The sequence below is a fragment of the Pseudomonas sp. NFACC13-1 genome (genome assembly GCF_900104425.1).
GTDB lineage: Bacteria > Pseudomonadota > Gammaproteobacteria > Pseudomonadales > Pseudomonadaceae > Aquipseudomonas > Aquipseudomonas fluorescens_AA.
This window is the reverse complement of sequence record NZ_FMXV01000017.1, coordinates 90084-112159: the sequence shown is the minus strand read 5'-3', so window position 1 is coordinate 112159 and position 22076 is coordinate 90084. Positions and strand designations below refer to the sequence as shown.

Sequence of the window (22076 nt, the reverse complement as noted above, 5' to 3'; positions counted from 1 at the left end):
GGCGGGAGCTCCTTGTGGTGCGCCTTTGAAGGCTGTCTTTATATTCAGGAGCCGGCGCAGCACGCTGCGCCGGCGGGCCGGGCTAGCGGCAATCGGCGAGCGCGCCGTCCAACGCAGCGACCATCATGGCGGCCTCGTCGGAGGTGAGGGTCAGCGGTGGCGACATCACGATTTTGTTGCCTATCGGGCGCACCAGTACGCCGGCGCGGCGCGCCTGCTCGGCGATGCGCGAGGCCAGGCCGTTGGCCGGGTCCAGCGGCTCGCGGGTGACCTTGTCCGCCACCAGGTCCACGGCGATCATCAAGCCCTTGCCGCGCACTTCGCCCACCACCGCATAACGCTCGGTCAGCGGCTGCAGTTGCTCCAGCAATTGGGCACCGACTTTCCCGGCATTGCCCGGCAAGTCCTCGGCTTCGACGATGTCCAGCACCGCCAGGGCCGCCGCACACGCCGTCGGGTGACCGCTGTAGGTGTAGCCATGCATGATCACGCTGCTGAAACCCGGACCGTTCTCGATGGCATCGGCGATACGCTGGTTGAACACCGTCGCACCCATGGGGATGTAGCCGGCGGTGATGCCCTTGGCCAGGCACAGCACATCGGGCGCGACGCCCCAGCCCCGGCTGCCGAGCATGCAGCCGGTGCGGCCGAACCCCGTGACCACTTCATCAGCGATCAACAAGATGCCGTGGCGATCACAGACTTCACGCAGCCTCTTCCAGTAATGCGCCGGCGGCACGATCACGCCACCGGCACCTTGCACCGGCTCGGCGACCAACGCGGCAATGGTCTGCGGACCCAGCAGCGCGATCTGGTCTTCCAACTGACGAATGCAGTGAACGGTCAACTCCTCCGGATCGCGGCAGTCCCATGGGTTGCGGTACAGCCACGGCGTATCGAGCAGATGACAGCCGGCCAACAGTGGCCCGTGGTTGTAGTGATAGACCCCGTTGCCGCCCACGGAGGTGCCGCCCACGTGCACGCCATGGTAGCCATTGCGCAACGACAGGAAACGCGTGCGCCCTGGCTCGCCGCTGGCGATCCAGTATTGGCGGGCCATTTTCAGGGCCGTCTCGACCGCATCGGAACCGCCGGAACTGAACAGCACCCGCGCCATGTTTTCCTGGGCGAACATCGACGTCAGCCGCTCGGCCAGGTCGAACACCCGCGGATGGGCGATGCCGTCGAAGGTCTGGTAATAAGCCAGTTCGTCCAGTTGCGCGGCGATGGCCGCCTTCACCGAAGGCCGGTTATGGCCCACGTTCACGTTCCAGAGGCCGCCCACACCATCGAGCATGCGATGGCCCTCGATATCGGTGATGTAGTTGCCGTCGCCACGGGCGATGATCAAGGTCTTGGAGCGGTTGGCTGGCGCCGAAGAACTCATCGGGTGCCAGAACTTTTTCTGTGCTGTCTTGTAGTGCTCGTACATGGTTTCAGTCCTCACTCTGTTTCACGCTTGCGTACGTACAACAGCTGCTGGCCGGTAAACTCCAGCAGCCCTTCAAGGCCGAACTCGACGCCGAACCCGGACATCTTGCTGCCACCAAACGGCGTGTTCGGCTGGATCTGCGCATGGCAATTGACCCAGGCCATGCCACATTCCAAGCGACTGGCCAATGCCTGTGCCTGCTCGCTGTCGCTGCCCCAGACCGACCCGCCCAGGCCCATGTCGCCGGCATTGGCGCGGCGCAGGACATCCTCGACATCCTGATAGGCGATCATGGGCAACACCGGACCGAACTGTTCCTCGTCCACCAGGCGCTGTCCGTCGGTCACATCGGCGACCAGCGTCGGCGGATAGAAAAAGCCCGGGCGGTCCAGACGGGCACCGCCGCACAACACCCGCGAGCCCTGGGCACGGGCGTCCGCCACCAGTTCCTCAACCAGCGTCAGCTGTTCGAGGTTCTGCACCGGGCCAAACGTCACCCCAGGCGCCAGGCCATCACCCACCACCTGGCGCCTGGCGATAACGGCCAGGGCCTCGGCAAAGGCCTCGTACTGGGATTGGTGGATGTACAGACGCTTGAGGGCGGCGCAGGTCTGTCCCATGTTGAGGAAGGCCGCCTGAAAAATGTCTTCGGCCACTGCCTCGACCGGCGTGCCGGGCAGCACGATGGCGGCATCGTTACCGCCCAGCTCCAGGGTCAGGCGCTTGAGGTTGCCCGCGGCGCCGCGCATCACGCTTTGGCCGGTGGCGGTCGAGCCGGTGAAGACGATCTTCTGGATGCCGGCGTGGGCAGTGATCGCACTGCCGAAACCTTGTTCGCCGGTCACGCTATTGATCACGCCCCGAGGGACATGCCGCGCGATGATCTCCACCAGGCGCAACGTGCTCAGAGGGGTCAGGCTCGACGGTTTGCTGATCACGCAGTTGCCGGCCCGCAACGCCGGCATGATGTGCCAGACGGCGATCATGAATGGCCAGTTCCAGGGCGTGATCGATGCGACGACGCCCAACGGCTTGCGGTGCAATTCAATACGCTGGCTCGGGGTCTCCTCCACCAACTCCACAGGGATCTGTTGTTCGGCGGCGTAACGCGTCCAGGCCACCGCGCCCATCACTTCGGAGAACGCCAGTTCCAGCGGCTTGCCCTGCTCCAGGACAATCAGCCGGGCCAACGACTCGGCGTCCTGCTCGATGTCCGCCGCGATGCTCAGCAGGCGCTGGCGGCGATCTTCATGGCTGCTGTATCGCCACTCGATAAAGGCCGACTGCGCCGCTTCGACGGCAAGGTCCAACTGGGCCAGGGAACCGGCCGCGCAACGGGCGAACACGGTGCCGGTCGCCGGATTGAGCACATCGAAGTGGCCGTTTTCGCCGTCGACCCGGGCCCCATCGATGAGCATTTGATAATCGTGCATAGCATCTTCCTTTCACGCGCTGCCGGACCGTCCCGAACGACAGCGCAGTTTTTTGTGTGGTTTGACGTGGTCGCGTGGCGCCCTAGAGCTTGTGGCTGCCCAACGCCATGAACCGCTCCGGCGAGCACTTGCGCAATCGGGCGGCGAGGAACACGCCGACAATCAGCGCGACGGGAATGACGGCGCAAAGGCCGTAGGACAACAGCTGACTGGCGCCGGTCAGCACGTCGAAATGCATCACTGCAAGGACCAGGACCGCCAGCAATGCCAGGCACGAGAAACCCGGAAGAATCCGACCGCGCCAGAGCCCCAGCTTCAACTCCGGGTGCGAGCGGAAATAGGCCCATACCGCCGCCGAGGTCAGGGCCATGAGCAAGATCACGCACAACGTGGCCAGGTTGGAGAACCAGGCGAACAATTGCAGGATCGGATCGGCGTCCAGCGCGGCGAAGATCAGCACCACCACCGCTGCGATCAGGCTCTGCAGGACCGAGCCCATGTGCGGACTCTGATGCACGCGGTGGGTGGTGCCCAACCGGCTGTGCAGCAAACCGTCACGCCCGATGGCATAGAAGTAACGCGCCGCGGCGTTGTGGAACGCCAGCAGGCCGGCGTAGATGCTGACCATGAACAGCACACGGATGACCTGGGTCAGGTGCGGGCCGACAAAGTGATCGGACATGCCATAGATGAACGTGGTGGGATCCTGGAGCGCCTGCAAGGTCGGTACGATCTTGTCCGCGCCTACGCCAACCACCATCGCCCAGACCGACAGGGCATAGAAACCACCGATCAACAGCACCGAGCTGTAGGTGGCGATGGGAATCGTACGGTGCGGGTTCCTGGCCTCCTCGCCGTAGATGGTGGTGGCCTCGAAGCCGATGAACGCCGCGAAGCAGAACAGCAAGCCGATGGACGGCGTGCCGCTGAACACATGGCTGCGATCGAACGAATCGAGATTGATACCGCTGTCGCCGCCGGTCTTGAGGATGGCGAAATCCAGCGTCAGGATCGCCAGGTACTCGGCAATGACCACCACCGACAGCACCCGGGCCGACAGGTCGATCTTGCGATAACCGAGAATCGCGACGCTCGCCATCGCCAGGAGCGAATACGTCCACCACGGCAAATCCAGGCCAAAGACACTGGCCATCGTGCCGCTGACCACGCCGCCGAACATGCCGTACAGCCCGACCTGGAGAATGTTGTAGGCGAACATCGCCAACACCCCCGCCGCGCCACCGGCCAGGCCACCCAAACCGCGAGAGGTGAAGGCATAGAAACCACCGGCGTTGGTCACGTGCCGGGACATGGCCGTGTAGCCCGCCGAGAAGGCCAGCAACACCAACAGCGCCAGGAGCAGCAACGCTGGCGTACCCGCGCCGTTGCCCAGCATGATGCCGATGGGGAAACCGCCGGCGATGACGCTCAAGGGGCTCGCCGCCGAAATCACAAAGAAGATGATGAAGCCGACGCCCAGGGCGCCGCGCTTCAACTCCGTCGAGCTGCTGATCGGGAAAGATACACTCATTGTTCTTGACCTTATTGTATGAGGCAGTTGTTGCTGGATCGGAGACGGCCAGTTTCGCCGACGTCCAAAAGCTTATTGTTCTGCTTGCACGCTGGATTCGATGCTAGGCCCTTGCCAAAACCCTTCGCTATCCCAAAACGGCAGCATCCGAGGCGGCGCCCCAAAACAGGTCAGCCTCTGTGGCGAGGGGATTGATCCCCTCGCCACAGGGACGTCGTCGCCCTAAGTGACTCGCATTAGCCCAATGCCTGCAAAAGCTGCCGATTCGGGATAACCGGCAGACGCTTCCTGCCGCAAGATAGCCTTGCCCGTCGTTCAAACAGTGCTGGGCACAGAACAATAAAATCCCTAAGCGCAGGAAAATCTCGGCATGTTCTTCGCTCGTCTCTCTATCCAATGGCGGATCACGCTCCTGAGTGGGCTGTGCCTGCTGGCCGTCGTCGGGGCATTGACCGGTGCCTCCCTGTATCAGAACCAGCAAGGCGCAACGCTGCTCAAGCAGCAAAGCAGCCAACTGCTCGGACGCTCGGCCCTGGAAGGCCTGCAGGCACAGGGCCTGGCACACGGTCAGCGGGTGGAGCGCTTTTTCAGCGAAACCGCGATCTATGGGGAAGGTTTTGCCCAGCAGGTCCTGCAACTGCGTGCCCAGGCGTGGAACGGACGACTGACGCCAGGGCAACTGCGCCGCGACCTGATCGCCGCGACCCGCCAAGCCCTCCAGAACCGCGAAAAAGTCCTCGGTTTCTACGTCGTGCTGTTCCCCGACGCGCTGGTCGGTGAAGATGCCGGTTTCATTGGCCAACGCGATCTGGCCGGCAATGAAAAAGGTCGCTTCGCCTTGTACTGGTCGCAAAGCCAACCCGGCCACCTGGTGCAGGAGGTGCTCAGCGAAGCCCAGATCAGCGCCAACACCGCACCACCGGGCAGCGAGCCGGCCAACGCCTGGTACGTCTGCCCGCAGACCCTGGGGCGCACCTGCGTGACAGAGCCCTACGCGATCGAGGTCGAAGGCCAGAAGACGTTGATGAGCAGCATCTCCATACCGCTGCTGGACCAGGGCAACGTCATCGGTGTGGTAGGCATGGACATCAGCCTCGATACCCTCCAGCAACTGGCCGCCAGCCTGGCCAACGACCTGTATCCCGGCCACAGCGAGATCAACATTCTTTCCCCGTCAGGGCAAGTTGCCGGCCATAGCGGCACGGTTGACGGCACCTCGGTCGACGTTCGGCAAGCCGTGCAAACCGCTCCCGACAATAGCCCCTGGCAATTGCAGATACGCGTACCTGAAGCGCTTGTGCAAGCGCCAGCCCTGCACATGCAGGCGCAGTTGGACGACAAGCATCGCCAGGCCAACTGGCTCAACCTCAGCCTGGGCTTGCTGGCTGCCGGCTTGGGACTGTCGCTCATCTGGCTCACCGCTTACGGCGTGACCCGGCCGCTGCTGAGGGTGGCGCATATGCTCGATGCGATTGTCGAAGGCGACGGCGATCTCACCCGGCGCCTGCCCAACGATCGCCACGATGAATTGGGCCATCTGGCCAGGGGCTTCAACCGCTTTCTCGACAAGTTGCAGCCCATTATCCGCGATATCCAGCAAGCCTCCCTGGACACCCGCAACACCGCCGATACGTCGGCGCGGGTGGCCCGGGAAGTCAGCGCCGGCATGCACACGCAGTACCGGGAAGTCGAGCTGGCAGCGACCGCCTTGCATGAAATGAGCACCAGCGCCCAGGAAGTGGCTCGCCATTCCCACCAGGCGGCCGATGCCGCCACCGTTGCCGAAAACGCCAGCCGATCGGGGCGGGAATTATTCGCCAGCGCGGTCACCAGCATTGACAACCTCGACCGGCGCCTGGAAACCACGCTCGGGCAAGTGCAGGCGCTGGCCGGCAACAGCCAACACATTGGCCAGGTGCTGGACGTAATTTGTGCCATTGCCCAACAGACCAACCTGCTGGCCTTGAATGCCGCCATCGAAGCGGCCAGGGCCGGCGAACAGGGGCGCGGCTTTGCCGTGGTGGCCGACGAAGTTCGCCATCTGGCCAGCAACACCCAGAACTCGGTCGAGCAGATACGCGAGGTGATCGAAGCGTTGCAACAGCTGAGCCAGGAGGTCGTGCACAGCACCCAACTGAGCCGCGAACAGGCCAGGGACAGCGTCGCCCAAGTCGAAAAGACCCATGTGGCGCTGCAACACATCACCGACGCCGTGGAAGTGATCGAACACATGAACCAACAGATCGCCAGTGCCGCCCTGGAGCAAAGCACTGTCGTGGAAGACATCAGCCATCGCGTCAGCGACATTCGCGCAATCAGCGAAACCTTGACCAGCCGGATGCAAGAAGCGTCGCAGGCGAGCCACTCGTTGCATGCCATGGCCAACCATCAACAGCAGTTGGTGGGGCATTTTCGGATCTAGTGGCCTGTGTGCTTACACAATTTCACAGAGCGCCTACAAAGCTTCACCCCTGGCATTGGCCTCGATCCCTACCATGGGCGGCTCAATATTGGGGAAGCACCATGTCCAAGATTCCTTTCGTCACACTGGGCCTGTTGGTCGGCGCGCTGCTCAGTGGCTGTGATAGCGCCTCGAACCCGCAAGCCTCCGCCCCGCTGGCAAGCGTGCGTGTCGAAACGGTCCAGGCCCGGCCACTGTCGATCAGCAACGAGCTGAGCGGCCGGATCGCCGCGCCACGGGTCGCCGAAGTCCGGGCGCGGGTCGCCGGCGTGGTCTTGCAGCGGGTGTTTCACGAAGGCCGCGACGTCAAACAGGGCGAGGTGCTGTTTCGCATCGATCCGGCGCCGTTCAAGGCCGACCTGGACAGTGCCGAGGCGGCGTTGCGCAAGGCCGAGGCCAATGCGTTCCAGGCCCGCTTGCAGGCACAACGTTACGCCCAGCTGATCGATGACAAGGCGATCAGTGGCCAGGACTACGACAACGCCAGGGCCAACGTGCGCCAGACCGCGGCGGACGTCGCCGCCAACAAGGCCGCGGTGGAACGGGCGAAACTGAACCTCGGGTATGCCACGGTGACCGCGCCGATATCCGGGCGCATCGGCCGCGCCCTGGTGACGGAAGGTGCCTTGGTCGGGCAGAACGAAAGCACGCCGTTGGCGTTGATCCAGCAACTGGACCCGATCCACGCGGACCTCACGCAATCGACCCGCGAACTCAATGACCTGCGCCGCGCCTTTCGCGCAGGGCAACTGCAGGCGGTCGGCCAGGGCCAGGCCAAGGCCACCTTGATCCAGGACGACGGCAGCCCTTATCCGCTGCCCGGCAGGTTGCTGTTCACCGACCTCAGCGTCGACCCGAGCACCGGCCAGATCACCCTGCGCAGCGAGTTCCCCAACCCCGACCTGGACCTGCTGCCGGGCAGTTTCATTCGCGTGCGCCTGGAACAGGCGGTCAACAGCCAGGGCATCACCGTGCCGCAACGGGCCATCTTGCGCGACAGCGCCGGCATCGCCCAGGTGTTGCTGCTGGACGCCGAGCAGAAGGTCAGCCAGCAACCGGTGCAACTGGGCGCCGCGCAAAACGATCGCTGGGTCGTCACCCACGGTTTGAAACCCGGCGACCGCATCGTCATCGAAGGCCTGCAACACGCCCGTCCTGGCGAGCACGTCCGGATCGACGACTCTCCACTCCCCCTCGCCCAGGTTCCCGGGCCACAGGCAGGACACTAAGCCATGCCGCAATTTTTCATCGACCGTCCGGTATTCGCCTGGGTCGTCGCTTTGTTCATCCTGTTGTCCGGTGTCCTGGCCATCCCACAACTGCCGGTGGCGCAATACCCGGTGGTGGCCCCGCCACAGATCGAGATCTACACCGTCTACCCGGGCGCCTCGGCGCAAACCGTGGACGAAAGCGTGGTCAGCCTGATCGAGGAAGAACTCAACGGCGCCGACAACCTGTTGTATTTCGAATCCCAGAGCAGCCTGGGCAGCGCCACCATCACCGCGACCTTCCAACCCGGTACCAACCCGGAACTGGCCCAGGTCGACGTGCAGAACCGTCTCAAGGCGGTGGAGTCGCGCCTGCCGCAAGCGGTCACGCAACAGGGCTTGCAAGTGGACAAAGTCTCCGCCGGCTTCCTGCTGCTGATCACCCTCACCTCCAGCGACGGCAAGCTCGACGACGTGGCCCTCAGCGATTACCTGGCGCGCAACGTGATGAACGAGATCAAGCGCCTGGACGGTGTCGGCAAGGCCCAGCTGTACGGGGCCGAGCGAGCCATGCGGATCTGGATCGACCCGCAGAAACTCGTCGGCTTCAACCTGACCCCGGCCGATGTCAATGCCGCCATCGCGGCGCAGAACGCCCAGGTGTCGGCAGGTAGCCTGGGGGAATTGCCGAGCCGTAGCACCCAGGAAATCACCGCGACCATCGTCGTCAAAGGCCAGCTCAACACGCCACAAGAGTTCGCCGACATTGTGCTCAAGGCCAATCCCGATGGCTCGACGGTGCGCATCGCCGACGTGGCACGGGTGGAGATCGGCAGCCAGGAATACCAGTTTTCCACGCGCCTGAACGGCAAGCCGTCCACCGCGGTGGCGGTGCAACTGTCGCCGGGCGCCAATGCCTTGAACACCGCGACCCTGGTGCGCAACAAGATGGACGAGCTGTCGCGCTATTTCCCGGCCGGCGTGGAGTACAAGATCCCCTACGACACCTCGCCGTTCGTCAAGGTCTCGATCACCAAGGTGATCTATACCCTCGGCGAGGCGATGTTGCTGGTGTTCGCGGTGATGTTCCTGTTCCTGCAGAACATCCGCTACACCTTGATCCCGACCCTGGTGGTGCCGGTGGCATTGATGGGCACCTTCGCGACGATGCTCGCGCTGGGGTTCTCGATCAACGTGCTGACCATGTTCGGCATGGTGCTGGCCATCGGTATCCTGGTGGACGACGCCATCGTCGTGGTGGAGAACGTCGAGCGGATCATGGCCCAGGAAGGCTTGTCGCCCAAGGAGGCCACGCGCAAGGCCATGGGGCAGATCACCGGTGCGATCATCGGCATCACGCTGGTGCTGGTGGCGGTGTTCATTCCGATGGCGTTCATGCAGGGCTCGGTGGGGGTGATCTACCAGCAATTCTCGCTGTCGATGGCGACGTCGATCCTGTTCTCGGCCTTTCTCGCCCTGACCTTGACCCCAGCGCTTTGCGCGACCTTGCTCAAGCCGATCGCCCAAGGCGATCACCACGCCAAAAGCGGTTTCTTCGGCTGGTTCAACCGTGGCTTCGACCGCTTCGGCGACCGCTACCAGGGGTGGGTGGCCTATGCGGTGAAACGCAGCGGCCGTTATCTGCTGATCTACGGCGTGCTGCTGGTGGGCATGGGCCTGTTGTTCAGTCGCTTGCCCTCCTCGTTCCTGCCGGTGGAAGACCAGGGCTATACCATCACCGACATCCAGCTGCCGCCGGGTGCGAGCAAAAACCGGACGGTGCAGGTGGTGGAGCAGATCGAAGCCCACAACGCCGGTGAGCCGGGGGTCGGCGACAGCACGGTCATTCTCGGTTTCAGCTTTTCCGGCAGCGGGCAGAACGCCGCCCTGGCCTTCACCACCCTCAAGGACTGGTCGCAACGCGGCGCCGAGGATTCGGCGGCGTCGATTGCCGACCGCGCCAACCTGGCCCTGGGTCGAATCAAGGATGCCATGGCGTTCTCAGTGCTGCCGCCGCCCGTGGATGGCCTGGGCACCTCCAGCGGTTTCGAGTTCCGTTTGCAGGACCGTGGCGGACTCGGCCATGCCACCTTGATGCAGGCCCGCAGCGAACTGCTCGCCGCCGCCGAAAAAAGCCCGATGCTGATAAATGTGCGCGAAAGCGCCCTGGCGGAAGCGCCGCAGGTGCAACTGGAGGTCGACCGCAAGCAGGCCAATGCCCTGGGCATTTCCTTTGCCGATGTCGGCAGCGTGTTGTCCACGGCGGTGGGTTCGGCCTACATCAACGACTTCCCCAACCAGGGGCGGATGCAGCGGGTGGTGGTCCAGGCCGAGGGCGACCAGCGCAGCCAGGTCGAGGACCTGCTGAAAATCCACGTGCGCAACAACAGCGGGAAAATGGTCCCGTTGTCGGCATTCGTCCAGGCCCGCTGGACCCAGGGGCCGGCGCAGTTGACCCGCTATAACGGTTATCCGGCGGTGAGCATTTCCGGCGAACCGGCACCGGGCTACAGCACCGGCCAAGCCATGGCCGAAATCGAACGGCTGGTGGCCCTGGGGCCGACGGGCCTGGGCCAGGAATGGACCGGGTTGTCCTTGCAGGAACGCTTGTCCGGCAGCCAGGCACCGATCCTGTTGGGCCTGTCGTTGCTCGTGGTGTTCCTGTGCCTGGCGGCGCTGTACGAGAGCTGGTCGATCCCGACCTCGGTGCTGCTGGTGGTGCCACTGGGTGTGCTTGGCGCGGTATTGGCCGTGTCGTTGCGCGGCATGCCCAACGATGTGTTCTTCAAGATCGGGTTGATCACCATCATCGGCCTGTCGGCGAAGAACGCGATCCTGATCATCGAGTTCGCCAAGAGCCTGTACGACGAAGGCCACGACCTGATCGATGCCACGCTCCAGGCCGCACGCCTGCGCCTGCGACCGATCATCATGACCTCGCTGGCGTTCATCCTCGGGGTGGTACCGCTGGCGATTGCCACCGGTGCCAGCTCGGCGAGCCAGCAGGCCATCGGCACCGGGGTGATCGGCGGGATGATCACCGCCACGCTGGCGGTGGTGTTCGTGCCGGTGTTTTTCGTGGTGGTGATGAAGCGTGTCAAGCGTGTTGATCCGAAGTGAGGCCAGGCCGGACCACCGCTATCGCGAGCAAGCTCGCTCCCACAGGGGTATTAGTAAGGCATCAATATGTGTAGCACCTCGGAACAGTGTGGGAGCGAGCTTGCTCGCGATGGCGTCAGGTCAGTTGAATGGATACCGGCAGACACACCGCTATCGCGAGCAAGCTCGCTCCCACAGGGCCCTGAGCGGGCAGCGAGCCCAGCCCATCAGTCCGCCTGCACCGTGACCTGACGCTGTTCGCCCAAGCCCTCGATCCCCAGGCGAATGGTCTGGCCCGGCCGCAGGAACACCGGGTCGGGCTTGATGCCCAGGCCGACGCCGGGCGGCGTGCCGGTGGAGATCACATCCCCCGGTTGCAGGCTCATGCAGCGACTGAGGTAGGCAATCAGTTGCGGCACGCTGAAGATCAGCGTTCGGGTATTGCCGTTCTGATAGCGGTGTCCGTCAACCTCCAGCCACAGATCCAGCGTATGCGGGTCGGCGATTTCATCCCGGGTCACCAGCCAGGGGCCAAGTGGACCGAAGGTGTCGAAGCCCTTGCCCTTGTCCCAGGTGCCGCCGCGCTCCAGTTGCCACTCGCGCTCGGACACATCGTTGATGACGCAGTAGCCAGCGACATGCTCCATGGCATTGGCTTCGTCGATGTAGCGCCCGCCTTTACCGATGACCACGCCCAACTCGACTTCCCAATCAGTCTTGAGCGAGCCGCGCGGGATCTGAATGTCGTCGTTCGGCCCGCAGATGGCACTGGTCCATTTGTTGAAGATGATCGGCTCTTTCGGCACCGCCATGTTCGACTCGGCCGCATGATCGGCGTAGTTCAGGCCGATGCAGATGAATTTGCCGACCTGGCCGACGCAGGCACCGATGCGCGGCTGGCCGGCAACGAGCGGCAGGCTGCGCGGGTCGAGGGCGGCGAGCGCTGCCAGGCTGTCCGCGCCCAGGACCTGACCGGCGATGTCCGGCACATGGCCGGAGAGATCGCGTAGCTGATTGTCGCTATCCAACAGCCCGGGTTTTTCCGAGCCTTTTTCGCCGTAGCGCAATAGTTTCATGTCGTGCTCCTGCTCAAGTGAAGACCGGGTTCAGAGGCTCATGCCACCGTCGATGACGTGAATGGCACCCGTGGTGTAGGCCGATGCATCGCTGCCCAGGTACACCGCCAACTGGGCGATCTCTTCGGTGCTGCCGATGCGTCCCATGGGCTGACGGTCGAGGAATTGCCGATAGACCTGCGCCTCATCGACGCCCTGTTGCACGGCCTGGGCGGCGATGCGCTGGCGCAGCGAAGGCGAGTCCACGGTGCCCGGGCATATCGCGTTGCAGCGGATGCCCTGGTTGACGAAGTCGATGGCGACAGCCTTGGTCAGGCCCACCACCGCCGCCTTGCTGGTGGCATAGGCGAAGCGATTGGGCACGCCCTTGACGCTGGAGGCCACCGACGACATGTTGATGATCGAGCCGCCGCCCCGGGCCAGCATGCCCGGCAGGAAAGCGTAGATCATCCGATACATGGCCGTGACATTGAGGTCCATCGAACGCGCCCAGGCCGCTTCATCGCATTGCAGTATGTTGCCGCTGTGCACGTAGCCTGCGCAGTTGAACAGCACATCCAGCCCGCCGATGCGCTCGCAGGCGGCACCAATGGCAGCGGTCGAAGTGACATCCAGGGGCATGGCGGTGACCTCTTCGAGGCCCGCCAATGCATGGATATCGATGTCCGTGGCGATCACCTCGGCACCGGCCCTGGCGAAGGCAATGGCGCTGGCCAAGCCAATGCCCTGCCCCGCTGCCGTCACCAGCACGCGCTTGTTCTGCAGGTTCATGCGGTCTCCAGTTGCGCTGCCGTGGCGGCGTGCTTGGGGGTCCTGCCGAGCATCGAAGCGGGGATGGCCAGGATCAGCCCGCCGCTGACCAAAAGACACAAGGCCAGCACATAAGTGCCGTTGTTGATGTTGCCCGTGAGGGTTTCGGCCACGGCAGTGATCATCGAGCCGGTGAAGCCCGACAGGTTGCCGATGGCGTTGATCATGCCGATGCCGGCTGCCGCGGCGACCCCCGACAGCACGGTGCCTGGCAGGGTCCAGAAAATCGGCATCAGGCTGAGGATCCCCGAAGCGGAGACGCTGAGAAAGAGCACGGACAACACCAGGTTGTCAGCGAAGAAGGCGCTGAGGATCAGGCCGACGCCGCCAATGAACGCCGGGATCGCCGCATGCAAGCGCCGCTCACCGGTGCGGTTGGAGTGCCGGGCGTTGAGCAGCATCGCCACCACCGCCACCGAATACGGGATGGCGGTGAGCAAACCGATGTGCAAGCTGTTGGTGATGCCGGTGCTCTTGATGATCGAAGGCATCCAGAACGCCAGGCCGTAGAAACCGGTGTTGAAGGTCAGCAGGATCAATACCAGCAACCACACCCGCGGGTTGAAGAACACTTCGCTCAAGCCCGTGGCCTTGCCTTGGTTGTCGGTTTGCAGGTTGGCCTTGAGCAGGGCTTTTTCCGCGACCGTCAGCCATTTGGCCTTGTCGATGTTGTCGGCCAGGCAGACGATCACGACGAACGCCATGATGATCGACGGGATGCCTTCGATGAGCAGCATCCATTGCCAGCCAGACAGGCCATGCACCCCTTGCATGCTGTTCATCAGCCAGCCGGAAAGTATGCCGCCCAGGGTCAGGCTGACGGGCAGCGCCAGCAGGAACCCGGACATCACCCGGCTCTGCCGGTGGGTCGGAAACCAGTAGTTGAGGTAGAGGATCACCCCAGGGAAAAAACCCGCTTCGCAGATGCCCAACAGGAAGCGCAGCACATAGAACATCGTGCTCGATTCGATGTGGAAGAAAGCCGCCAGCGGCACGGTGTAGGCCACGGCCATGGAGATCACCGCCCAACTGAGCATGATCCGGGCGATCCAGAACCGTGCGCCAAAGCGATGCAGCAACAGGTTGCTGGGCACTTCGAAGAGGAAATAGCCCCAGAAAAACATACTGGCGCCCAAGGCATACACCGTGTTGCTGAATTGCAGCTCGTTGAGCATGTCGAGCTTGGCGAACCCGATGTTCACCCGATCGAGGTACGCCGCCATGTAGCACAACAGCAACACGGGCAGGATCCGCCAGATCACCTTGCGGTAGGTCCGGTCTTCGAAATCCGGTTCGCAGGCTGCCTGGGCGGGCAACGGCTCGGAGATGGTTTGCATGAGGTAACCCCTGATTGTTTTTATTGGGTCACGTCGAATGAGTGACTCATCCGGCGGTTGAACGAGGACTCTACTGTCGGGGATCGATTCTTTCCCAATGGCATTTTTGGATTAGTCGATAACGTATTGTTATCGAGGCTTGGTTTGGCAAGCGGGACTGCTGTGTACTCGCCATAGGGTTCAGTGCAGGCTGATGCGCCGCCATCGCGAGCAAGCTCGCTCCCACAGGGGCGGGAGTGTCGCGGATCTTTCAGTCAACACCAAACAACTGTGAGCGAGCTTGCTCGCGATGGCGGCGGCACATTCAACCGCTCAAACGGGCGTTGTCCTTGAGAATCTCGGCGAACTCCAGCGCCGCGCCTACCAGCGGTTCGTCCTTTCGCGTGAGAATGCCGTAGTCCTGCGGCACCAGGTGCAGTGGGGTATCGAGGGTCTTGAGCTGGCCGCTTTCGAGCAGCGGATCGACCATGGCATTGGGCAACATGCCGATCATGGGCCCGCGTTGCAGCACCTGGAGAAAGGTCTGCATGGAAATGGTGTCGATGGTATTGCGTGGCATCCCCACCCCGGCCTCGGCGAAGGCCAGTTCCATGCGTGCACGGATCGGCGTGCCGACCGGGTAGAGAATCCATGGCAGGTCCACCAGTTGCTGCAGGGATGTCGGCCCGGCGTTCGCCAAGGGATGGCGGTCATTGACCACGATGCAGAACGGTTCCGGGGCCAGGGGTTGGAAGTCGTAGCGCTGTTGCTGGCTTTGCTCGGTAAACCGGGCCACCGCCAGGTCGAGTTTTTTCTCTTCAAGCATTTTCATCAAATGGTTGCTGGTCTGCTCCACCACCTCGATGGACAGCAAGGGCCAGCGTTGCTTGATCTGCAGGATCGCCTCGGGCAAGGCCACCGCCGTCGCGGCAAAGATACCGCCGACCTTGAGGTAGCCATGGCCGCCTTCGCGCAGGCTGCTGATTTGCTCGACGAACGAACGTGCATCGTTCAAGGCGATCTGCGCGTAACGCAGCACAGGTTCGCCCAACGCGGTGGGCGGCATGCTCCGGGGGCGGCGCTCGAACAGGGCGAAGCCGAGCAGGCTTTCGATTTCCTTGAGCATCTTGCTCACGGCGGGCTGGCTGAGGTTCATCTGCTCGGCCGCCAGATGCATGTTGCAGGTGCGCCCCAAAGTATCGATCAACAGCAGATGGCGGAATTTGAGCCAGCCGCAGAAGCTGGAAAAAGACAGATCGGACATGGGCAATCCTCGGCGTTGCAATAACCGGACGTTATCAGATACTGAATATATCTCATTGGAGTTCATCAACCGCGCGCCCTAGCTTGAAAGCTTTACGAACTCAGGAAAACTGCCCATGTCGCTGATGCTTACTCCCGAGAACACCCTGCCAGTGGATGGCGTCGCCGGCACCCTGATCGGTCGTGCCTGGGTGCCTGGCCGTGTCGCCGGGCCTTCGCCCGTCGTGCTGCGCAGTGATGGGGTGTTCGACCTGTCGGATCGTTTCGCGACCTTGAGCGATGTGCTGGAAACGTCCTCGCCGTTGGCGGCGGTCAGGCAAACGCCCGGCACTTTCATCGCCAGCGTCGAAGCGCTGCTGGCCAACACCGGCCTTCATGCCGACCCGGCCAAGCCGTTTCTGTTGCCGCCGCTGGACTTGCAAGTGATCAAGGCCGCCGGCGTGACCTTCGCCGCCAGCATGATCGAGCGGGTGATCGAGGAACAGGCAGGCGGCGACGCGGCAAGGGCCGAGGCGGTACGCGCCACCGTGCACAACGTGATCGGCGATAACCTGCGGGCGATCGTGCCGGGCTCCGAACAAGCCATGCGCCTGAAAGCCTTGCTCATCGAACAGGGCATGTGGTCGCAGTACCTGGAAGTCGGCATCGGCCCGGATGCGGAGATTTTCACCAAGGCACCGGTCCTGGCCGCCGTGGGCAGCGGCAGCCAAATCGGTGTTCATCCGGTATCGCAATGGAACAACCCGGAACCGGAAGTGGTGCTGGCGGTAAACAGCCGTGGCCAGATCCACGGTGCCACCCTGGGCAACGACGTCAACCTGCGCGACATCGAAGGTCGCAGCGCACTGTTGCTGAGCAAGGCCAAGGACAATAACGCGTCCTGCGCCATCGGGCCGTTCATTCGTCTGTTCGACGAACGATTCAGCCTGGATGACGTACGCGCCTGCGTGGTCGACCTCCAGGTACAAGGCGAAGATGGCTACCGCCTGCACGGTTCGAGCTCCATGAGCCAGATCAGCCGTGACCCGCAGGACCTGGCAAGCCAGACACTCAACGCCAACCACCAATATCCGGATGGTTTTGTGCTATTTCTCGGTACCCTGTTCGCCCCCACCGAAGACCGCGACCATCCCGGCAGCGGTTTCACCCACAAGCGCGGGGACCGGGTCAGCATCAGCAGCCCCTTGCTCGGCAGCCTGCATAATCAGGTGACCCACAGCTGCGACGCCGCCCCCTGGACCTTTGGCGTCAGCGCCTTGTTGCGCAACCTCGCCGCCCGCGGACTGCTGGGCCGCTGACGCTACGACCGTGACCGATTCATCCAATTACAAGAGAGACATGAATCATGAGTGACACGCCTGAACGCCGCCTGCGCAGCGAGCAATGGTTCAATGACCCGGCTCACGCGGACATGACCGCCCTGTATGTCGAACGCTACATGAACTACGGCATGACCCGCGAAGAGCTGCAATCGGGACGCCCGATCATCGGCATCGCCCAGACCGGCAGCGACCTGACCCCCTGCAACCGTCATCACCTGGAACTGGCCCAACGGGTCAAGGCCGGCATCCGCGACGCCGGTGGCATCCCCATGGAATTCCCGGTGCACCCGATCGCCGAACAGTCACGGCGCCCCACCGCTGCCCTGGACCGCAACCTGGCCTACCTGGGGCTGGTGGAAATCCTCCACGGCTACCCGTTGGACGGCGTGGTGCTCACCACCGGTTGCGACAAGACCACGCCCGCTTGCCTGATGGCGGCGGCGACCACCGACTTGCCCGCCATTGTCTTGTCCGGCGGGCCGATGCTCGACGGCCATCACAAGGGCGAGCTGATCGGCTCGGGCACCGTGCTCTGGCATGCGCGCAACCTGATGGCCGCCGGCGAGATCGATTACGAAGGCTTCATGGAAATGACCACCGCGGCATCGCCTTCGGTGGGTCACTGCAACACCATGGGCACCGCCCTGTCGATGAACGCCCTGGCCGAAGCCCTGGGCATGTCGCTGCCCGGTTGCGCGAGTATTCCGGCGCCCTATCGCGAGCGTGGGCAAATGGCCTATGCCACCGGCAAACGCATCTGCGAGCTGGTACTGCAAGACATTCGTCCGTCACAGATCATGACCCGCCAGGCCTTCGAGAACGCCATCGCCGTCGCCTCGGCCCTGGGTGCTTCGAGTAACTGCCCGCCGCACCTGATCGCCATCGCCCGGCACATGGGCGTCGAACTGAGTCTGGATGACTGGCAGCGGATTGGCGAGGACGTGCCGCTGCTGGTCAATTGCATGCCCGCCGGCAAGTATCTGGGTGAAGGTTTCCATCGGGCCGGCGGTGTGCCCTCGGTCATGCATGAGCTGCAAAAAGCCGGACGCCTGCACGAAGACTGCGCCACGGTCAGCGGCAGGACCATCGGCGAAATCGTCAGCGGCAGCCTGACCAGCAACGCCGACGTGATCTATCCCTTCGACACGCCTCTCAAGCACCGTGCCGGCTTCATCGTGCTCAGCGGCAATTTCTTCGACAGCGCGATCATGAAGATGTCGGTGGTGGGCGAAGCGTTTCGCAAGACCTACCTCTCCGAGCCCGGCGCCGAGAACAGTTTCGAAGCCCGGGCCATCGTGTTCGAAGGACCGGAGGATTACCACGCCCGCATCGATGATCCGGCGCTGGACATCGATGAGCGCTGCATCCTCGTCATTCGCGGTGTCGGCACCGTGGGCTATCCCGGCAGTGCCGAGGTGGTGAACATGGCCCCACCGGCCGCGCTGATCAAAAAAGGCATCGACTCCCTGCCCTGCCTGGGCGACGGGCGCCAGAGCGGCACCTCGGCGAGCCCATCGATCCTCAACATGTCCCCTGAAGCAGCCGTGGGCGGCGGCCTGGCGTTGCTGCAGACCAACGACCGGCTGAAAGTGGACCTGAACGCCCGCACCGTGAACCTGCTGATCGACGACGAAGAAATGGCCCGGCGCCGATTCGAATGGACACCGAACATCCCACCGTCGCAAACGCCCTGGCAGGAACTGTACCGGCAACTGGTCGGGCAATTGTCCACCGGGGGCTGCCTGGAGCCTGCCACGCTGCATCTGCGCGTGATCGCCCGCAGTGGCGAGCCGCGTCATTCGCACTGAGTCCAAGCGGCCGATTGTTCACGCCCGTTGAATTCAGATGCCAATCCAGAAGGGTTTATTCCACGGACTTAAAGGAGAAAGATGCGCGCCAGGGGCCGTCGCCCCTGCCGAATCTTTCACACCCACGGAGTCGATCCATGCCATTTGCCAACTACAAATTTCCCGAAGGAATCCTGGACCACGCCCGCAAGGAAGAGATCATCCATCGCACCACGGAAATGTTCGTCGAATACTTCGGCGAAGGGGTGCGTCCATTCACCATGGTCCTGGTCGAAGAGGTGGCAGACGGTGGCTGGGGGCGCGCCGATGAAACGCTGACGCTGGCGAAGATGGGGTTGCCTGCCAAAGGCCAATAACGCTGTTGACTTCAGGCTTGCCTGCCCCCGTGGCCGAAGCTTGCTCCCGCTCGAGTGCGAAGCGCCCACAAAAAGCGACTGCTACGCAGTCGAGCGAGCCACAGGTTCATCGTTTCTCTTGAGTGAATAGGCTTACTTATATAGAAGAGATCAGGAAAGAAGAGTGCCAAGGATGACCCTGCGCCTGGTCACCCTCGCCATGCCTCAGAAATCCACCGTGGCCGACAACTGCAATGTGCGCGGCGAGCCTGGGGAGAAAGCACCATACGAGGCGACCCCCGACCAGTACTCGCGGTCAAAGACGTTCTGGACCGTGGCTCGGAAAGTTGTCGGTCGACCTTCGATCTTGGTGGCGTAACGAGCGCCCGCATCGAAGCGGGTCCAGGCATCCAGTTCCTGGGTGTTGGCCTGGTTCACGTATTGGCTGCTGGTGTAGATCGCGCCGCTGGTGAGGGTAAAGCCTTCCACCCACGGGGTGTCCCATTCAGCCCACAGGTTGGCTTGTACGTCTGGCACGCCCACCGGCCTATTGCCACGGTTGGCCGCTGTGGCGGAATCCGTCAGCTCACCATCGAGCAATGTCACGCCACCCATCAAGCGAGTGCCGGGGGCCACTTCGCCGAACACGCTCAGCTCCACGCCACGGTTGCGCTGTTCAGCCTGTACAGAGAAAACATTGTTCGCACCGATTTCGCCACTGGGCTTCTCGATCTGGAACAGCGCCAGGGTGGTCATGAACGTGCCGTGCTCGTACTTGACCCCAACCTCATGCTGTTTGGACTCATAAGGTGCAAACGTTTCGCCGGCATTGCTCGCATTACCTGGCGCGACGTCACCTTTGCTCAGCCCCTCGACATAGTTGTAGTAGAGCGACACGTCCTCCCAGGGCTTGACCACCACGCCGACCATCGGGGTCGTTGCGCTGTCGTCATAGCGGGAACTGACCGAGCCGCTGGCGTTGTAGTTGCGCGACTCGATATTTTGCCGACGCAGCCCCAGGGTCAGTTGCAGACGGTCATCCAGGACCGACAAGGTGTCGGTCAAGGCGAAGCCGGACAACTGCGACTCGGAGACCCGCAGCACCTTGGGCGCATTGATGGCCGGCTTGGGCACGTCCACCGGGTGATAGATGTTCGAGCGGACCTCCGGCCCGTTGTTGATCCCCCGGGACAGTTCATCCTGGTAGGTGGTCGCCATCAGCGTGGTCGTGTGGCTGACAGGGCCGGTGTCGAACACCCCACGAACCCCCACATCGGCTGTCGAACGGTCTACGTTGAATTTGTAATACCCCGGCGTGTTGCTGATATCGCCGGCGTTGTTGAGGATTCTTGGTACCTGGTCGGACATCCGCTTGACGTCCGAGCGACCGCCACCGGCGTGGGCAAACACCGTGACCGCGTCCGTCAGGTCGTATTCGCCACCCAGCAAGGCCGACTGCTCCTTGGTGTCGGACCAACCCCATTTCTGTGACGCATTGGTACGACCGTTGGGGGCCGATGGGATTTCAACGCCAGGCGCGACGGTGAAAGGTCGCGAGGCGCCGTCAAAGCTTTCTTTCTGGCTGATGAAGTCGAGGTTCAAGCGCAAACGCTCGCCTCGATAATCCAGGGCGATAGCACCGATGTCGAGTTCGCGTTTCTGGTCGTCGATGGCCGTGTCGCCCCCCTCGAGGCTGCCGTTGAAGCGCACGCCGAACTGGTTTTCCGAGCCGAATCGACGGCTGACATCCAGGTGCCCGCCCACTTGGGAATCGGACGCGTAGCTGCCGGTAAAGCGCGTCAGGTCTTCGTCCAACGGACGCTTGGGAACGATATTGATCACCCCGCCCACCCCGCTGTTCGGAGAAATGCCGTACATCAGCGCACCCGGCCCCTTGAGCACTTCGACCCGTTCGGCGTAGTCGGTGAACACCCGATAGTTGGGTGCCACGCCGTATACACCGTCGTAGGCCAACTCGCCGAGGTTACCCTCGCCGATGGGAAAACCACGGATGAAAAACGAATCGACGATGCCGCCCACCTGCCCAGTCGAGCGCACCGAAGGGTCTCGTTGCAGGGCGTCGGCCACGGTCACGGTTTGCAGGTCGGCCAGGGTCTTTTCGGTGTAGCTGGTCACGCTGAACGGTGTGTCCATCACGTCCTTGTTGCCCATCATCCCCAAGCGTGCACCGCGCGCCACCTGACCGCCGGCCAGCGCCGGCGGCAGTGCGCCTGGGTCGTTGTGGGTGCCGCTGATGGTGGTGGCGTCAAGGGTCAAGCCTTGCCCGTTGTCCTTGGAGACGTCCAGGGTTTTATCGGCGGCAGGCGCCTGTTCGGGAGTTGCCGCCCAGGCGGTGGCGCTTCCTGCGACCAGAATGAAACTCAGCGTGGCGCTCCGAATCGCGAGGGATAACGCAGACTCACCACAAGGTCGACGTGCAACAGACATGGCTTAAGGATCCTTTCCAAGGAGAGAAAATGGTAATCACTCCTATTGCCAGTCGACCTGCGGAAAAGTATCACCTCCCGGGGATTATTTTTTCAGAGTGCGCCGGATCCCTCAGGCGTACAGGCGTTCCAGCGGTATCGCGACGACGGGCAGGGCCGGGTCGAATGCGTGCCGCGTGGTCTTGTAGGGGAACAGCTCGCCCCGGGCGATGGTGCTGAAAATCCGCGCCACCTCGAACGCCTGGCCGGTCTGCCAATGCCGCACACGCACCCGCGGGTCCGCATAGTCGAGCTGGATGCACGGGACCCGCTTCAAGCCCAATTGCAACGCCGCGTTGAAGCGATGGTTGCCGTCCATCACGATGCCTCGCGAACGCTCGACGATGATCGGTTCCAGCCAATGCCCGGCACGGACGATCGATTCCCGCAGCCATTGCACATTGGCCGGATCGACATGCTCCGATTGCAGCACTTCGCAAAGCGGTCGCAGCGCAATCTGATAACCCTGGTGTTCCATGGCGAATCTCCTGGTCGG

The 22076-nt window shown here is 63.0% G+C and carries 15 protein-coding genes and 1 pseudogene; 7 read left to right on the top strand and 9 right to left on the bottom strand.

Annotation, left to right across the window (positions count from 1 at the left end; translation table 11 throughout):
- Positions 1 to 82 precede the first annotated feature (82 nt).
- The 3 genes from BLQ55_RS20400 to BLQ55_RS20390 all read right to left on the bottom strand — a co-directional run bounded on the left by BLQ55_RS20400 (position 83) and on the right by BLQ55_RS20390 (position 4396).
- Positions 83 to 1432, bottom strand: coding sequence for an aminotransferase class III-fold pyridoxal phosphate-dependent enzyme (locus BLQ55_RS20400; RefSeq protein ID WP_092203607.1), 1350 nt, complete (start codon positions 1430 to 1432; stop codon positions 83 to 85).
- 11 nt (positions 1433 to 1443) lie between these two features.
- Positions 1444 to 2865 carry an aldehyde dehydrogenase family protein gene (locus BLQ55_RS20395; RefSeq protein WP_092256386.1) on the bottom strand — a complete coding sequence of 474 codons (1422 nt, stop codon included), beginning with the start codon at positions 2863 to 2865 and terminating at the stop codon, positions 1444 to 1446.
- An 82-nt stretch (positions 2866 to 2947) separates the two neighbouring features.
- On the bottom strand, positions 2948 to 4396 hold the full coding sequence (locus tag BLQ55_RS20390) for an APC family permease (RefSeq protein ID WP_092256384.1): 1449 nt from the start codon (positions 4394 to 4396) through the stop codon (positions 2948 to 2950).
- Between the two features lie 370 nt (positions 4397 to 4766).
- Between BLQ55_RS20390 and BLQ55_RS32945 the strand changes: the two are divergent.
- From BLQ55_RS32945 to BLQ55_RS20375, 4 genes and pseudogenes are all read left to right on the top strand, one after another.
- A pseudogene (locus tag BLQ55_RS32945) lies at positions 4767 to 5960 on the top strand (HAMP domain-containing protein); the annotation flags it as partial.
- A 102-nt stretch (positions 5961 to 6062) separates the two neighbouring features.
- On the top strand, positions 6063 to 6818 hold the full coding sequence (locus tag BLQ55_RS32940; RefSeq protein ID WP_371128546.1) for a methyl-accepting chemotaxis protein: 756 nt from the start codon (positions 6063 to 6065) through the stop codon (positions 6816 to 6818).
- 101 nt (positions 6819 to 6919) lie between these two features.
- On the top strand, positions 6920 to 8086 hold the full coding sequence (locus BLQ55_RS20380; RefSeq protein WP_092256378.1) for an efflux RND transporter periplasmic adaptor subunit: 1167 nt from the start codon (positions 6920 to 6922) through the stop codon (positions 8084 to 8086).
- 3 nt (positions 8087 to 8089) lie between these two features.
- Positions 8090 to 11185, top strand: coding sequence for an efflux RND transporter permease subunit (locus BLQ55_RS20375; RefSeq protein ID WP_092256376.1), 3096 nt, complete (start codon positions 8090 to 8092; stop codon positions 11183 to 11185).
- Positions 11186 to 11391: 206 nt separating this feature from the next.
- Here BLQ55_RS20375 and BLQ55_RS20370 read toward each other — a convergent pair whose 3' ends face one another.
- From BLQ55_RS20370 to BLQ55_RS20355, 4 genes are all read right to left on the bottom strand, one after another.
- The gene (locus BLQ55_RS20370) at positions 11392 to 12240 is read right to left on the bottom strand and encodes an ureidoglycolate lyase (RefSeq protein ID WP_092203596.1); all 849 of its coding nucleotides are present in this window, start codon (positions 12238 to 12240) and stop codon (positions 11392 to 11394) included.
- 30 nt (positions 12241 to 12270) lie between these two features.
- Positions 12271 to 13011, bottom strand: a complete 741-nt coding sequence (locus BLQ55_RS20365; RefSeq protein ID WP_092203594.1) for an SDR family oxidoreductase — start codon at positions 13009 to 13011, stop codon at positions 12271 to 12273.
- Positions 13008 to 14387, bottom strand: coding sequence for an MFS transporter (locus BLQ55_RS20360; protein WP_092256373.1), 1380 nt, complete (start codon positions 14385 to 14387; stop codon positions 13008 to 13010). The genes BLQ55_RS20365 and BLQ55_RS20360 overlap by 4 nt, the downstream gene beginning before the upstream one ends.
- A gap of 304 nt (positions 14388 to 14691) precedes the next feature.
- Entirely contained in the window at positions 14692 to 15630 is a 939-nt protein-coding gene (locus BLQ55_RS20355) for a LysR family transcriptional regulator (RefSeq protein ID WP_092203590.1), read from the bottom strand.
- A 115-nt stretch (positions 15631 to 15745) separates the two neighbouring features.
- Between BLQ55_RS20355 and BLQ55_RS20350 the strand changes: the two genes are divergently transcribed.
- From BLQ55_RS20350 to BLQ55_RS20340, 3 genes are all read left to right on the top strand, one after another.
- Positions 15746 to 16927: a fumarylacetoacetate hydrolase family protein gene (locus tag BLQ55_RS20350; RefSeq protein ID WP_092256371.1), complete on the top strand. Its 1182-nt coding sequence runs from the start codon at positions 15746 to 15748 to the stop codon at positions 16925 to 16927.
- Positions 16928 to 16974: 47 nt separating this feature from the next.
- Entirely contained in the window at positions 16975 to 18759 is a 1785-nt protein-coding gene (locus BLQ55_RS20345; RefSeq protein WP_092256369.1) for an IlvD/Edd family dehydratase, read from the top strand.
- 137 nt (positions 18760 to 18896) lie between these two features.
- On the top strand, positions 18897 to 19115 hold the full coding sequence (locus tag BLQ55_RS20340; RefSeq protein ID WP_003200762.1) for a tautomerase family protein: 219 nt from the start codon (positions 18897 to 18899) through the stop codon (positions 19113 to 19115).
- A gap of 204 nt (positions 19116 to 19319) precedes the next feature.
- Here BLQ55_RS20340 and BLQ55_RS20335 read toward each other — a convergent pair whose 3' ends face one another.
- Positions 19320 to 21542, bottom strand: coding sequence for a TonB-dependent receptor (locus BLQ55_RS20335; protein WP_092256365.1), 2223 nt, complete (start codon positions 21540 to 21542; stop codon positions 19320 to 19322).
- Between the two features lie 111 nt (positions 21543 to 21653).
- Entirely contained in the window at positions 21654 to 22058 is a 405-nt protein-coding gene (locus BLQ55_RS20330) for a ParB N-terminal domain-containing protein (protein ID WP_092256362.1), read from the bottom strand.
- Positions 22059 to 22076: the final 18 nt, after the last annotated feature.

Excerpts from the sequence above, each read along its gene's own strand:
- BLQ55_RS20400 (WP_092203607.1), bottom strand. The coding sequence starts at position 1,432 with ATGTACGAGCACTACAAGACAGCACAGAAAAAGTTCTGGCACCCGATG.
- BLQ55_RS20345 (WP_092256369.1), top strand. The coding sequence starts at position 16,975 with ATGAGTGACACGCCTGAACGCCGCCTGCGCAGCGAGCAATGGTTCAAT.
- BLQ55_RS20340 (WP_003200762.1), top strand. The coding sequence starts at position 18,897 with ATGCCATTTGCCAACTACAAATTTCCCGAAGGAATCCTGGACCACGCC.
- BLQ55_RS20375 (WP_092256376.1), top strand. The coding sequence starts at position 8,090 with ATGCCGCAATTTTTCATCGACCGTCCGGTATTCGCCTGGGTCGTCGCT.
- BLQ55_RS20355 (WP_092203590.1), bottom strand. The coding sequence starts at position 15,630 with ATGTCCGATCTGTCTTTTTCCAGCTTCTGCGGCTGGCTCAAATTCCGC.
- BLQ55_RS20380 (WP_092256378.1), top strand. The coding sequence starts at position 6,920 with ATGTCCAAGATTCCTTTCGTCACACTGGGCCTGTTGGTCGGCGCGCTG.
- BLQ55_RS20350 (WP_092256371.1), top strand. The coding sequence starts at position 15,746 with ATGTCGCTGATGCTTACTCCCGAGAACACCCTGCCAGTGGATGGCGTC.
- BLQ55_RS20370 (WP_092203596.1), bottom strand. The coding sequence starts at position 12,240 with ATGAAACTATTGCGCTACGGCGAAAAAGGCTCGGAAAAACCCGGGCTG.
- BLQ55_RS32940 (WP_371128546.1), top strand. The coding sequence starts at position 6,063 with ATGCACACGCAGTACCGGGAAGTCGAGCTGGCAGCGACCGCCTTGCAT.
- BLQ55_RS20390 (WP_092256384.1), bottom strand. The coding sequence starts at position 4,396 with ATGAGTGTATCTTTCCCGATCAGCAGCTCGACGGAGTTGAAGCGCGGC.
- BLQ55_RS20395 (WP_092256386.1), bottom strand. The coding sequence starts at position 2,865 with ATGCACGATTATCAAATGCTCATCGATGGGGCCCGGGTCGACGGCGAA.
- BLQ55_RS20365 (WP_092203594.1), bottom strand. The coding sequence starts at position 13,011 with ATGAACCTGCAGAACAAGCGCGTGCTGGTGACGGCAGCGGGGCAGGGC.
- BLQ55_RS20330 (WP_092256362.1), bottom strand. The coding sequence starts at position 22,058 with ATGGAACACCAGGGTTATCAGATTGCGCTGCGACCGCTTTGCGAAGTG.
- BLQ55_RS20335 (WP_092256365.1), bottom strand. The coding sequence starts at position 21,542 with ATGTCTGTTGCACGTCGACCTTGTGGTGAGTCTGCGTTATCCCTCGCG.
- BLQ55_RS20360 (WP_092256373.1), bottom strand. The coding sequence starts at position 14,387 with ATGCAAACCATCTCCGAGCCGTTGCCCGCCCAGGCAGCCTGCGAACCG.